The sequence below is a fragment of the Vibrio sp. OPT24 genome (assembly GCF_015163545.1).
GTDB lineage: Bacteria > Pseudomonadota > Gammaproteobacteria > Enterobacterales > Vibrionaceae > Vibrio > Vibrio cyclitrophicus.
This window is the reverse complement of the sequence record NZ_JADDYI010000053.1, coordinates 1,072,735-1,087,528: the sequence shown is the minus strand read 5'-3', so window position 1 is coordinate 1,087,528 and position 14,794 is coordinate 1,072,735. Positions and strand designations below refer to the sequence as shown.

Annotated in this window: 9 protein-coding genes; 4 read left to right on the top strand and 5 right to left on the bottom strand. The window is 43.4% G+C overall.

Features of this window, described 5'->3' with window-relative positions; all coding sequences use genetic code 11:
• Nucleotides 1-508: 508 nt before the first annotated feature.
• The 4 genes from IQO02_RS18450 to IQO02_RS18435 all read left to right on the top strand — a co-directional run bounded on the left by IQO02_RS18450 (nt 509) and on the right by IQO02_RS18435 (nt 7,015).
• Nucleotides 509-1,726, top strand: a complete 1,218-nt coding sequence (locus tag IQO02_RS18450; protein WP_010432190.1) for a ParA family protein — start codon at nt 509-511, stop codon at nt 1,724-1,726.
• 5 nt (nt 1,727-1,731) lie between these two features.
• Entirely contained in the window at nt 1,732-2,706 is a 975-nt protein-coding gene (locus IQO02_RS18445; protein WP_016767931.1) for a ParB/RepB/Spo0J family partition protein, read from the top strand.
• Nucleotides 2,707-2,799: 93 nt separating this feature from the next.
• Nucleotides 2,800-4,938 carry a GNAT family N-acetyltransferase gene (locus IQO02_RS18440; protein ID WP_016800445.1) on the top strand — a complete coding sequence of 713 codons (2,139 nt, stop codon included), beginning with the start codon at nt 2,800-2,802 and terminating at the stop codon, nt 4,936-4,938.
• A gap of 406 nt (nt 4,939-5,344) precedes the next feature.
• The gene (locus IQO02_RS18435; protein ID WP_010432183.1) at nt 5,345-7,015 is read left to right on the top strand and encodes a DUF342 domain-containing protein; all 1,671 of its coding nucleotides are present in this window, start codon (nt 5,345-5,347) and stop codon (nt 7,013-7,015) included.
• 141 nt (nt 7,016-7,156) lie between these two features.
• On the opposite strand, the gene IQO02_RS18430 is transcribed toward IQO02_RS18435, so the two are convergent.
• From IQO02_RS18430 to IQO02_RS18410, 5 genes are all read right to left on the bottom strand, one after another.
• Nucleotides 7,157-9,271, bottom strand: coding sequence for a type I secretion system permease/ATPase (locus IQO02_RS18430; protein WP_010432180.1), 2,115 nt, complete (start codon nt 9,269-9,271; stop codon nt 7,157-7,159).
• Nucleotides 9,272-9,289: 18 nt separating this feature from the next.
• Nucleotides 9,290-11,200 (bottom strand): LapD/MoxY N-terminal periplasmic domain-containing protein, encoded by a 1,911-nt coding sequence (locus tag IQO02_RS18425; protein WP_010432174.1) that lies wholly within the window; start codon nt 11,198-11,200, stop codon nt 9,290-9,292.
• A 5-nt stretch (nt 11,201-11,205) separates the two neighbouring features.
• A complete protein-coding gene (locus IQO02_RS18420; RefSeq protein WP_010432171.1) occupies nt 11,206-11,874 on the bottom strand; it encodes a transglutaminase-like cysteine peptidase in 669 nt (222 codons plus the stop codon).
• A 59-nt stretch (nt 11,875-11,933) separates the two neighbouring features.
• Complete coding sequence (locus tag IQO02_RS18415; RefSeq protein ID WP_010432168.1) at nt 11,934-13,325, bottom strand: HlyD family type I secretion periplasmic adaptor subunit; 1,392 nt, start codon at nt 13,323-13,325, stop codon at nt 11,934-11,936.
• 112 nt (nt 13,326-13,437) lie between these two features.
• On the bottom strand, nt 13,438-14,736 hold the full coding sequence (locus tag IQO02_RS18410) for a sigma-54-dependent transcriptional regulator (RefSeq protein WP_010432165.1): 1,299 nt from the start codon (nt 14,734-14,736) through the stop codon (nt 13,438-13,440).
• Nucleotides 14,737-14,794 lie beyond the last annotated feature (58 nt).

Sequence of the window (14,794 nt, the reverse complement as noted above, 5' to 3'; positions counted from 1 at the left end):
ATCAATATTGATGAGTTTACACCTTGATCATGCTTCATAATATGGACTTATCAATTTTCTGACGTGTTATATATACCATGATCATTCTTCCGGTTGAGGCTCAATTCTCTTTTGTTTAGTGACGTCTCATCTTCGCTTTGTTTTCTATTAACCAAGCTCTTTTTTAGGTTTTACTCTTTGTTGGTTGAAAATCTGTCAATTTCTAATGCAAATCACACAAACCGTAATCTACGGCTGTATTTCAATCGTTCCGAAGTTTTTTCTCTGAAATTCCATTTACATTGTAAATAAGTGATGCTGTAACATTTAAAATGTAAGGTAGAAATAACACTGTTATCGGTGACAAAAATGGATGTTTTTGTGTTCATCTAAGACTAAGTTTCATCAAATTGTAAAAACTCAGTCTATTTTATGTGATTTTACTCATAAATGTATGTTCACGTTTTTGTTGTGTTTGTTGTTAATCGCTGTACAATTTGTACTTGGTTAATCATTACGGAAACTGGCAATGAAAAGAGAACAAACGATTGATAAGCTCTATCAGCTAGCCGAACAAACTCAACAAGTTCAGGCTGACCGAATTGAGATTATTTTGGAAGAGCGAAGTGATGAACATTTCCCTCCAATGTCTAAAGCTATGATGGAGACTCGTTCTGGCTTAACTCGTCGAAAATTGGATGAGGCTATTACTAAGCTTGAAGCGGACGGTCATCAATTTACCAAGAACAACGCCAATCATTACTCGATTTCATTGACCGAAGCTCATATGCTGATGGACGCGGCTGAGGTGCCAAAGTTCCATCAACGCAAGCAGCATGTTGACAATAAACCGTGGATTATCAACGTACAAAACCAAAAGGGTGGTACGGGTAAATCAATGACAGCGGTTCATTTAGCGGCGTGTTTGTCTCTGAATTTAGATAAGCGTTACCGTATTTGTCTAATCGACTTAGACCCACAAGGTTCTTTGCGCCTGTTCTTAAACCCACAAATTAGTGGTGCAGAACACGACAGTATCTATTCTGCAGTCGACATCATGTTGGACAATGTGCCTGAAGGCCAAGATGTTGACCTAGAATTTCTGCGCAAGAATGTACTATTGCCAACTCAATATCCAAACCTAAAGACCATTTCTGCGTTCCCAGAAGATGCGATGTTTAATGCTGAAGCGTGGCAAAGCCTGTCGCAAGACCAGTCACTTGATATCGTTCGCCTTCTAAAAGAGAAACTGATCGACAAAATCGCCGATGATTTTGATGTGATCATGATTGATACCGGTCCGCACGTAGATCCTCTAGTTTGGAATGCCATGTACGCATCAAACGCACTTTTGATTCCATGTGCTGCAAAGCGTTTGGACTGGGCTTCAACCGTTAACTTCTTTCAGCACTTACCAACCGTGTACGAGATGTTCCCGGAAGATTGGAAAGGGCTTGAGTTTGTTCGTCTAATGCCAACCATGTTTGAAGATGACAACAAGAAGCAGGTCTCTGTTTTAACTGAAATGAATTACCTGTTGAATGACCAAGTAATGATGGCAACCATTCCACGAAGCCGTGCATTTGAAACCTGTGCAGATACCTACAGTACGGTTTTCGATCTTACGGTGAGCGATTTTGAGGGCGGTAAGAAAACGCTAGCTGTCGCTCAAGACGCCGTGCAAAAAAGTGCTCTAGAATTAGAGCGTGTATTACATAGCAACTGGCCTTCACTTAATCAGGGATAACAACAATGGCAATTAAAACATCTGACTTAAATGCGAAGCTATTTGGTAAAGCAAACAAACGTCGCGTAGCAACGCCGCAAGAAGCGCAAACTGCTGCTAAAGAACAGGCTCAAGTCATCGAGCTTTCTGTTGCAGGCGAAGATTTGGTTTCATTTGAATTAGTTCGAATTCCAGCAGCTGAAGTTGCGACTCGAACGGTTGTTTTTGAAGAGAATGCACGTGAGCAATCTTTCTTAAATGAACATGCGCTTTCTGACGTTCTTACAACGTTAAAAGAGCGTGGTCAGCAATATCCAGCGGTTGGTCGTAAGAACAAAGACGGTAAGATTGAAGTTCTTGACGGTAGCCGTCGTCGTATGTCATGTATTTTGGCCGACAAAGAATTCCTAATTTATGTTGCTGAAAACATTAATGGCGAACACGCTAAGTTCTTATCAGACGTTGCTAATGCTCATAAACCACTTTCTCTGTATGAGAAAGGTAAAGAGATGCAAGCTAAGCTGGATAAAGGTGAAGCTGAAGACCAGAAAGCACTAGCGAAAATGTTCCAGTGCAGCGAGGCTTTGGTGAGTGGTGCGTTGAAAGCGGCTGCTTTACCGCTTGAATTGCTACAAGCTTACCCAAATGTGAGCGACCTTGGTCGTCCTACAATTGTTAAACTACACAAACAATTTGGTGGTTTGACTAGCGAACAGCAGCAAGCATTACTAGCGAAGTGTGATGCTTCAGAAGGCTTTGTATGGCAGCGTAGCGAAGCTCAAGGGGTCACTCGTTTAACGAAAGACGTGACAGAAACTTTGGAAGGTTGGATTCTTGAATTGGCGCCGGCTCCTGCGAAGAAAGCATCTCCAAAAGTTGAGCTTATTAAAGGTCGTGCATCATACAGCCGTAAGGGGTTGAACTTAGCACTAAACCTTAAGAAAGTGGATGATGCAACAATGGAAGAGATTCTAGCGTTCGTTCAAGCTAAACTCGATTAAGTCGACTGCTTTCCATCACTACTCTAGAGCCGCTTTATGCGGCTTTTTATTTGGCTGTGATAAACTGTGTTCAGACGAATCTGGACGCTAACTATGACAAACCCAACCAATACTTTTCTCCATACTCTTGCCGATATTGCCCAACATAATGATCACCGTTACGGCGTTGTTTTTGATGGTGACTTCAATTGGCAAAACATGGCTATTTCCGCCTTTCTTGAAAACGCCAAATCTCAAACTACTTTTCAGCTTGGTGGCGTTCCGCTTAACGACGTGACTCATGCTCCAGTAAAAAAAGGTCAGAAGCTACTTGGTCGCGAATGCCAAGTTCTTGTTTGTGATTTTAGAGAACAGTTTGACGCGAATGGTTTCAGTGCTGCATTGGGGTCGTTAATGGGGGGCGGTTTATTATTGGTGATGCCGCCAAGTGTTGGTAAATCTGAAACTGGGTTGGATTCAGATTTAGGCAAACGTTGGTTGAAAATGCATTTTGACCGATTATTTTCAGTTTCGCAGAGCAATGAATCCGTAGATGTGATTCAAGCGGGTAACTCACTTCCAGAAAAGAGAAAAACCGAAAAAGAAGTAGACCGATTTGAACAGCAAAACACGGCTGTAGATTTAGTTAAAAAAGTAGTCTTTGGACACCGTAAGCGTCCCTTAATTCTTACTGCCGATAGAGGTCGTGGAAAAAGCTCAACATTGGGTATCGCCGCAGCGCAACTTTTGCTTGAGCGTCCTGGTCTAAACATTATTGTTACCGCGCCTTCGATGAAAGCGATTGAGCCAGTTTTTTCTCACGCAAGCCAACGACTCGATGCTTGCGAAGCTATTGATGCGGCCTATATTTGCTATCAAGGTGGAAGCCTAAGGTTTGTAGCGCCAGACGAGTTACTTAAATCTAATCCAGATTGTGACTTACTTTTGGTGGATGAGGCTGCGGCTATTCCTGTTCCGATGCTTAAATCTATGGTCGATATTTATCACCGCATGGTTTTTTCGACCACTGTTCATGGATATGAGGGAAGTGGGAGAGGTTTTGGACTTAAGTTTGAAGCTTGGCTTTCTGAGTATCGCCCAGGCTGGAAAGGCTACAAACTTGAACAACCTATTCGTTGGAATAACAATGACCCGTTAGAACGTTGGCTGTTTGATTGCTTCCTATTGAATAGTGACTTATCAACTAATGACTCAGCTTTTAACGAGCTAGCTAGTTTTGCAGAAAATGGAATAAATCATCTTAACTTGGTTGAGTTGTCCAAAGAAGATGGTCTTGCTTACCCTGAAAAACTTCAACAATGTTTCGCACTGTTGGTCGATGCTCATTATCAGACGTCTCCAAATGACTTAATGCAGTTCCTTAACAACCCATCTATTCACTTATACGCGGCTTGGCAGGAAGATAACTGTTTAGGCTGTGTGTTAGTGACGGAAGAGGGCGGTTTGGGTGATGAATTAATTCTTCAAATCCAAACTGGGAAACGAAGACCACAAGGTCATCTCGCTCCGGTTTTGTTGGCAAATCAACTTGGCTGTGCACAAGCGGCAACGAATCGTTGCGTTCGAGTGATGAGAATTGCTGTTTCATCCCGACATCAAGGTTTGGGCATCGGCAGTTGGATGCTGGCTAAGTTGTCTGAGCAAATGGAACAAACCGATTATCTGGCGACGAGCTTTGGTGCGACTAGTGAGTTGATTTCTTTTTGGCGAGATAATGAATTTTTACCTGTCCATATTGGCCACCAGCGAGATCAGGCAAGTGGATGTCACTCTGTGTTAATGGTTAAGCCACTTAACAAGATAGCTCAACACTGGATCAGTAAGCTAAAACATCACTTCGAAAGTAGCTTCTGTTTTTTGGTGTCCGGCTCTTTGGTCTCGCTTGAAACTGAAATGGTGCGAGCGTTACTCCCCAATATTTCTAATCCGATTTCTGAGTTCGAAATCCAACTTCTCAAGAACTATGTCGACGGTGGCAATAGCTACGACAGCATTGGTTTTAGTGTGTTGAAGCTGGTTTTGCTGAGTAATGCTTGTCAAATTCAGACAACTAAATCAGAGCTTGTGGGCAATGCTAGTTTCGTTGTCTCTGACTTAGTTATCGCGAAAGTGGTCCAACAGAAAGAGTGGGGGACATGTGTTGAACAATTTAGCCTTGTTGGACGTAAGCGAGCAGAGCTTCAATTTAGACAAGATGTCGGTGTCCTATTATCCAATTTACAGTGTAAATAGCGTAGCTGGTTTTTGAATTGGATTTACAGTGTAAATTAGAATGACGAATTTACACTGTAAACTGAACTTCAATATTGATTCCCAACCTTTCCCATTATCCCCAGACTCATTTATATCATTGATTTTCAATTTTCTCCTGCTATCACTAAATCATACTTTGGCTAAACTAGTTTGAATTTAGCTGATTCACTATTCATTGCGTTTAACTTTAAATGGCGAAAGACATCCCACTCAACCTTTGTAAATACGAATTTGAAGATAAAATGGGTAAGTCTTATTTATGAGTCAGCTTTGCAAGATCGAAAGTAAGTGATGTGACGCTGATTATTCAAATGCGGAGATTCTAAGGTCTGAACGAATTATATAGACTGAATATCAACTGAGTCATTAGGGATACTCAATTCGAATGTGGGATAACATCGTTACATTGTCAGAAGACAAGCAACAAGTAGTTGCTCGTCTACCATCGGGAGTTGTGGTCGACGCAAGCTTCGACAACAAGCCACTACCATCAGTTTTGGAAACGTTAGGCGCGTCTAACTATTTTCTTTTTGAAGAAGAGGTGTTGCGCTTTGTGACTCTTGCTAAAGAAGGAAAAGGTGAAGCGTACGACGGTATGTTGATTGCTGAGGTGCGTGATGCAAGTGTTGCTGTCGAACTGTCTGATGATGAGATGCTCGCGAGTCTTGTGGTTACTGGGCCGTATAATGGTAAACCACTGCTTGGTAGTGACATCATTCACTGCTTAGCTCTGGCACACATAACAAAAGGGATTAATAAGTTAGCGCTCAGAAAAGTATTGATGATGAGTAGCAAGCTGAAACCGGGTGAAAAGTTTATTCAGCCGGTTGCTAAAGGTACACAACCGGTAAAGGGTAAAGACGCTAAGTTTGCCGCGTTAGTTGAAGATATCACGCGACAAGTATTGAAGCCACGTAGTAAAGACGAAGGCAAAATTGATATGCGAGACTTAGGGCAAACCATTACTGTTGGTCAAAATGATCACTTAATGAAGCGCACTCCTGCCACCAAAGGTATCGCTGGTTTTACGGTCCAAGGTCGAGTTATCCCGCCTCTTCCCGGACAAGACAGTTTGATTAAGCCCGGAAAAGGCACTTATATTTCCCCTGATGATCCCAATTTACTCCTCGCTTCATACCCCGGATTACCCATCATTAAAGATCGAACCATTGAAGTGGATGACGCCTTGTGTGTTAGCAACGTCGATGTATCCACCGGCCACGTTAAATTTAAAGGCAATGTGTTTGTCTCTGGAAACATAGAACCGGGAATGATAGTTAAGGCGACGGGGAGTATTACAGTTGGTGGTTTTATCGAGTCGGCCGAAGTTCAGGCTCAAGGTGACATTAAAGTCGCTAAAGGCATTATCGGCCACACCACAAAAGAGGGTGAGCCAAAAAGTTGTAAGGTATTTACGAAAGGATCTATAACAGCAAGCTATGCGCAGAATGCAGAGCTGCAAAGTGCGAATGACATCCGACTTGGCGTACACAGTATGAGTAACGACATTCGCTGTGGCAACAACCTTATTGTCATGGATTCTTTGAAGAAACACGGAACGCTCAGTGGGGGCGAAGCTAAAGTAGGCGGCAAAGTGGAATGTGTGTTCTTAGGCGTTGAGGGAGACACCGCGACCAAGGTCCATGGATTTGCACGTTACGATGGATATAGACAAAAGATTGTTGAACTAAAGGAAACTTATAAGCACGCTCAAGAGCAAACCATGGAAGTGATTCGTCAAGAGCTTGAATTTAAGAAACGCTCAAAAGCCGAGAGAACTGAGGCTGAAGCACTAGAAATAGAGCAGCAACGAGAAAAGAATAACCTCGCGATTGAGAATACCAAATCACACTTGGACACACTCGAAGCCGAGTTTGAAACCAACCTTGCTGAATGCACTGTTGAGGCTCATGAAAAGGTATACACTCGAGTTACGATTCAGTTTGGTGATGAGACAGTCACAACCAAGCGAACCCACGGCGGCAGCGTGTTCTCATTTAACCAATATGAGATCCAGTGTTCGTTTAAAATGGAACAAGAAGACCTCGCTCTGTAACCAAGAGATTTGGCGTTAATTAGTTGATTGATTGGTTGGTTTTGTTGAGTGGCTAATTAGGTGTGCGGCAAATATAAGAAAGGGGAGCTAATGCTCCCCTTTCTATTTCTACTCGCGTTTAAATTCGTTTCATTTTTCCAATTAGCTAGCAGCCCTTACTTTGCCTTGCTTGAGGTCTGATAGAACTTGTGCTTTTGGACCGTCGGCGATAATGCTGCCTTTTTCCATCACAATTACTCTGTCTACAATATCCAACATCGAAGTCTTGTGCGTAATAAGGATTAGGGTCTCACTTGGTTGCAATTGACTCAGCTGATGCTTGATGTGCATCTCTGAGCGATTATCCATGGCGCTGGTTGGCTCATCTAATAAAAGTACTGGCGGGCGACCTAGGAATGCTCTGGCAATGGCGATCGATTGACGCTGGCCACCAGAGAGCAAAGCACCGCCTTCACCGACTTGACGTTCTAAACCTGCAGGATCTTGCTGAGTAAAGGCGGTAACACCGGCACGGTTGGCTGCATCCATCACATCACGATCGTCGACTAGAGGGCGGCCTAATGTAATGTTGTCTCTCACTGAACCATAGAATAGGTTACTGTCTTGAGGAACACAGCCTATGTTGCGTCGTACGTCGACATGGTGCAGTTGTTCCATATCGGTGTCATCAATGCGTACATGGCCTTCTGTGGGCTTATACAGGCCCATAATCAGGCGTTCCAGCGTTGTCTTACCCGAGCCAATACGACCAATAATGGCAACTTTCTCACCCGGAGAAATGTTTAGGGTGAGATCTCTGATAGAAGCAACTGGAGAATCAGGATAATGAAACGTTACTTTATCTAGCGCAATATGGCCTTGGATAATAGGACGGTGGATGTAGCGTTTACCTTCTTCTTGCTCGTCTGGCATCGACATCACTTGTTCAATCAAAGTCATTGATGATTTCGCTTGGTTATAGCGGGTCGAAAGCAGCGACAACTGAACAAGAGGGCCAATGGCACGGCCGCTCAACATGGTTGCGGCAATTAAACCACCCATAGTGAGTTCACCTTCCGCGATGAGATACACCCCGAAAATGATCATCCCAACGTTGGTACTTTGTTGAACGAAGCCAGCAGTGTTTTGGATGCTGTCGGTGATACGTCGACTTTTAATGTTCCAGTTTGCCATATGAGCAACGGCTTCTTCCCAGCGGAACTGAAATTGGCTTTGCGCGCTGAACAGTTTAACCGTCTCTAACCCAGCCAAACTTTCAATTAAGTTCGCGTATTTTTGAGAAGCAAGACGTGACCCTTCTTCAATCGTACGACGCAGTGGTCCTTGGATTAACAGTGCGTAGATAATCAGGACTACTACACCAGCAACAGGAACAAACACGAGGTTCCCTGCCATTAACCAAATTAAAGCAAGGAACATCAACGCGAATGGTAAATCGATTAATGAACCAATAGTTGCAGAGGTAAAGAACTCACGAATAGACTCGAACTCTTGCAGGTTTTTTGCGAAAGCGCCAACTGAAGCGGGCTTGGCTTCCATGCGAATCCCTAACACTTTGCTGAAAAGCTTAGAGGAAATAAGGATATCGGATTTCTTACCCGCGACATCAATAAAGTAACTTCGCATTAATTTTAAAAGCAGGTCGAAAAGGAAGACGACAAAAATACCACTCGCCAATACCCATAGGGTTTCAAATGCGAGGTTAGGTACTACTTTGTCGTATACCAAACGAGTAAACATTGGCGCAGCAATCGCGAATATATTGATCAGAATAGAGGCAATCAACACATCTCGATAGATGTTTTTAGATTCCCAGATCGTACTCCAAAACCAGTGACCCTTACGTGTTTTTAGGACTTCTGGTGAGCGCTCATCATAACGGAACTGTTTTTTTACTAGGAAGTAACGACCGATGAATTGCTCTTTCAGCTCGTCTAGTGGAATGATGATCGGCACCATTCCACTCTCTGCTGTGATGATCTCTGCTTCTTGTTTTTCTGAATCAATACTATTCAGAACGCATGCCTCGCCCTGCTTGAGAAGTAAAATAGCAGGTAGAATGAGGTGAGGAATACTTTCTAAGTCGCAACGATTTTCTTTCGCCACTAATCCTGCTCGTTCAGCTGAACGAGGGAATAGGAAAGGGGTTAGCTTCCCATCAGATAGTGGTAGCCCATTGATCAACGCTTCGGGCGAGTTAGCTAACCCGTAATACCGGCTAACGTAGATCAATGAGTTCAATAGTGGATCTTGCATGTGATATAACCCTTACAACTATTTATCAACAATGAAGCCTTGGAACACTTCTACGTAGTTATCAGACAAAATGTCTAATTGAGTCTGAGTTTCGATTCGAGACGCAATAGTTGTCACGCCTAGGTTGTGAGCGGTTCTAGAGATTGATGTTAAGGTGAATTTCTGTTTTTCGTCATCAAGGTTATGTGTGAACAAGTAATCGAGCTTCACATAGCTTGGACGGTATTCGTTGATGTAATCGAGCGATTGGAAATTACGGCCGTAGTTATCGACACCAAACACCGCATCTGCGTTACGAATGGTGTTACACAATAGCGCCGTGTAGTGTGGAACATTGATGAAGCAACTTTCTGGAATCTCAAAGTGAAGCAAGTGTGCGATAGAAGCGTTTTGATCCAGAGTATTTCCAATCCAACGGATAAAGCTTGGTTGAGAAATACTGCTCGGTGAGATGTTGATAGCAATTGGGCTGGTCACCTCTTTTGCATTCAGTTTCTCAATCATCTTCTCGATAACGTATTGGTCGAGAATGTGGCTCATTTCAAGTTGTTCTAGTGCGTATAGATACTGGTTAGCCCCGTAACGAACACCCTCTTTCTCAATCGCAGAGAACACCTCTTGGTGATACGTTTTGCCAAAAGCGTTATTCGCCGCTTGCAGACGGAAAGTCATTAGGTCGTTGATGATCGCTTCTTCAACCAGCATGCGCCATTGTTGTTTGCCCATCACTGCACCGTGGTCATCAGCTGTTACGTAGCCGTAAGCTAGCTCGCGGTTTGCTTTCGCATTTGATAATGCGTTATCCACCAGCGACATAATTTCGGTACTGGTTTTTCTCTTGTTACTGTAGGTAACACCAAGTGCAATGTGTGGATTCGCCATACCGGTTGGATCTGAACCTAGGTTTTGAATGCAGTTTACGATACTGCTCGCGACGAGTTTAAGTTCGCTCTCGTCGATGTTTGGCATAATAAAGCCAAATTCGTCACTAGAAATTCGAGCTATAGTTATATCTGGCGATGAAATCGAAGCTTGCAGCAGATCGGCAAGTTGGTGTACCAATGCATCGCCTTCTTGATAACCTTTTTCATCGTACTCTTCACTAATAAACTCGGCTTTTAGTACCGCTAAACCACCTAAACTTGACTCTTCTAACCACTGAGTTAACTGAGACATGTAGTAAGCGCGGTTACCTAGTTGAGATACAGGGTCGATATAAGCGCGTTCACGTAGCTTCTGCGCTTCTTTCGCTTGGTTCTTAAAGGCCTGTTCAACTTGTGTCGACATGTGGTTAATTCCATCAACCACTAAGATCAAATCTTTTGTTTTCGGACGAACCAATGGTTCACCAAACTGATTCTTGGCGATTTGATCCATTTTGGTAATGATCAATGAAAGAGGACGCAGTGCTCGTTTAAGGATCCAAGAGATAGAGACCAAACCCAGCAAGAAGATGGCTCCAAATATGGTCACTAAGCGCGTAAATGCTTGCCAAAGTTGATCGTAGGCTGGGCCTGGATGGCTTACAATCTCGACTTCTGCCAGTTGCATCCAACCACTGGTAATTACGCGACGGTCATGAACCGGTTCAAACAGGTTAAGGTTGGTAAACCACTCTGGTACGCCTGTTGGTTTTACTGGGTATGAGCGAAGAATGTCGTCACCGCTGTCGAGAAAAATCAATCGTACGACAGAGTAAGAGCTGCCATCAAACAGGGCGTTGATAACAGACTCTACAGCCACCTTGTCCTTTTCTTCTAGGTAAGGGGCGAGAGCCAGTCCAACAGTATTAATGGTATTACTTACCTCAGAGCGTTGCTGCTCTTCTAAGTATCCACGGGTGGTGTTGAATTCGATCATAAAAACTGACGTCATCAGCAATATGAACACTGCAACCATCCCGACCACAAGCTGTTTATATAAAGTCATTGTACCTACTCATCGTAATTGATAATGGGTTTGTTTAATTTAAGAGAGCGCTCACGAGAACGTAAGTCGTTCCATAAGCTCAATCGTGAAGATTTCCCTGCTAGCTTTCCGCTGCCTGCTGCCGACTTGATCAACCAAAGGTTTTTACCGTTGAAACTGTATATCGGTCGCAGGTCTCTGCGTTTGGAGCCGCGTTTTATTTCAGGGTTTAAGTTGTCTAAAATTAGTGGTTCGGCACTGGGTGTTGAGTAGTATGCCAACACCATATGGAATTGGTTTAGCTCAAGTGCTTTTACATACACTAATCGTAATTTTTTATCTGAGACGCCTAGTTCAAGTAAAGAGAAGTACTTTGCGATAGTGAAATCTTCGCAGTCACCGGCGTTGCTTCCCAAAAATTCCAGTGGTGTCGCCCAATAGTCGTTCTTTCCCCAAAGTATGCTGTCGTCGACAAAGTACATTTGGTTAAAGAACTGGTTAACAGACTCGAGTTTCTCTTTTTCACTCAATCCATCGTATGACGTCATATTTGAACGCCATGTTGCGACTCGCTTTCCGGCTCTTTCCCCATAGGTTTCAGAGACGGCATCTATCCATCGTTGGTCGCTCTTGTTCAGCGCCCCAGAGGTAAAAGAGGTAAGGACTAACAACAAGAGCGAAAATTGAGACTTCATAGCCTCTGCTCTTGTCTGTTTTCCGAGTGTTTAAAGACGTTGTAAACCATCAAGCGTCCTTACTCTTTTAGTGCGTTATTTTGAGCGCTGAGGATCGGTTTCAACATGTACTCAAGCACAGTTCTCTTGCCGGTTATGATATCGACTGAAGCCGTCATACCCGGAATAATAGGTAGCTCTTCATTGTGGCCAAAGCTGTATTTCTCGGTACGTACACGCACGATGTAATAGCTATTGCCCTCTTCATCTTGGGTAGTATCGGCACTGATGTGTTCTAGCACGCCCTCTAGACCACCATATTTAGTGAAGTCATAAGCGCTAAATTTAACAATGGCGGGCAGCTCAGGGCGTAGGAATGCGATGTCTTGTGGGGCGATTTTGGCCTCGACTAATAGAGAATCTTCAGTCGGTACAATCTCTACGATGTCCATACCCGGTTGGATAACACCGCCCACGGTATTAATACCAAGCGTTTTAACGGTGCCAGTTACAGGAGAAACCACCACTGTCCGATTTACTCTGTCTTCAAGCCCAACCGAAGATTCTGTCATTGCTGAGAGTTTGTCTTGCGCTTGGTTGAGCTTTTCCTGTTGTTCTGAGCGGAAGCTCAATGCGGCATCGATACGGCTTAGCATCGCTTCTTTAATCGCTGAGCGTAGGAGAGGGATTTTGAGCTCGCTAGAGGTCAATTCTCGACGAGTATCATTCACTTGTCTTTGAAGCTTGAGTAGCTCAATTCTTGGTACTACCCCTTCATCTGCAAGTGGTTTGGTGATGTCTAGTTCTTGGCGAGCAAACTTATAACTCTGTCTCAAGTTATCGACACGTGCTTTTATCTCAATTAAATCTTGTTGTTTCTGTTCAACTTGTTGATCAAAAACGGAAAGTTGGTTTTTTAGGTTGTTCAAATCTTGGCGGTATTCTGCTTTTTGGCGATTGACCAATTTAGGCTGAAGCTCGTAAAGTGCGGGTGGGAAGGCAAGTTTACCGTAGTCTAGAAGGACACTTTTTTTCCAGTTCTCGACCGAGAACTCTTCATTGATCACGACACTGTTAAAGGAAGCGGAAAGCATTAAAACGTTGGCGGTTAAGTTGGCGACTTGTTGTTCGCGTTCTCGGAAGTCAGAACGAAATCGAGTATCATCGATCAAGAGCAACTGTTGACCTTTTTGAACTTGTTGACCTTCTCGAACTAATATCTCTTTTACCAAGCCGCCCTCAAGGTTTTGCACCACTTGAATCTGGGAGGAGGGGATGACTTTGCCTTGGCCAACGGTGACTTTGTCGATTTCGGCCCATGCAGACCACCCAATAGCAGCAATAAAAAACAGAACGATCACCCATAGCATAATACGCGCACTGGTTGGCGTATTGAGGAGCAGCGCCGCTGTCTTATCATCGACGTACTCAAGTTCGGTTTCGTTCAATTTGCTGAAATTCTTCTGACTCATAACAGTCCTTGTTCGCTAAATAAAAGTGCAAGCCTATTGAGTGTATTCTTACTTTTGATAAATGTTAAGATTTTGCTCCTTTAAATCTTTGAATTTATATATTTTTTAATTCTTATCGATTTTTGAAATCCGTTTTATCAAGTTGGTGCTTTCTTAGCTTGTCATACAGTGTCTTTCTCGATACTTGCAGCTCTTGCTGTACCTCTTTTAATCGTCCTTGGTGGCGATGTAGTGCTTCGATCAAGATGATTTGTTCAAAGCTATCAGTCCGCTGACTTAGTGACTGCTGTTGTTCTTCTATGCTGACATCAAGCTTATTCTCACCAACTTGCTCATCATCTTCATTACTGTCGAGCGGTGGCTGCTTGATTTGCGTTAGTACTCTGAGCTCGGCATGTTGACGAAGTTGTCGAATGTTTTCACTCCAATGAGTGGCAATTAACCGTTGAATCTCTTTTTCAGTAATAACAGGCGGTGGTAACTGATATCGACTTGCCGCACCGCGAGCAAAATGTTTGAACAAAGAGCCAATGTCTTCTGTTCTTTGCGCCAAAGGTAGTAAATTAAATCGACGTAGTTCATTGGTAATTGTAGTAGGAACTATTGTGGTTGCGATAATGATACAAGTTGCATTGGTCTTGCATGAATTTTCACGAAGTAGAATGGGTTTTAGACGTGCCAACCACAGCCACTGTTCTTGAGTTAGTGCTTGTGTTTCATGAATATAGATCGTTCCACCTTGATATTTGTGGAACAGTTGTAAAACAAACTGCTGAAATGTCGCTTCATCGCTGCGTGGTAAATTGAAGGCGGCGATTGGACAAAGCTCTGCTGTGTGATGACTGTGTAAATCATGGGTGTATTGCGCTGTAACTCTTTTTCCTGTTCCTATGTCTCCAACAAACAGCAGTAGTGGGGTTTCTTTACAGTTCAGAGTGATTAACTCACGGCGTAAGGCCTGCATCGCTGGTGATTGACCGATCAGTTTTGGCCCTACTTGATTTTGCATTGCCAATTCTTTTCTTAATAGGTTGTTCTCTTCAACTAATGCGAGTTTATCTGCTGCTTTTTTTACTGCTGTCAGCAGATCGTCGACCACAAAAGGTTTCTCTAGAAAGTCATAAGCGCCGGATTTCATCGCAGATACCGCTGTTTGGACGTCACCATGTCCTGTGAGCACGATGATTTGAAAGTTGGGGTTATGGCTCAAAAGCTTGTGGGTGAATTGAATGCCATCCATTACTGGCATGTGAATATCTGTTATCACGATTCCTGCTTGCGCGACGTCGATCTGCCTCAATGCCTCAATGGCATTGGGGAAACAGACGATAGTGATGCCTTCTATGAGCATGGCTTGTTCTACAGAGTCCCTAATCGCGGGTTCGTCATCGACAAAATAGAGTTTGGGCATAGAGTGCAAAAGCCGAGTCCTTAACAATGGTGTGAAATTGGCATAATCGTGAGTAAAC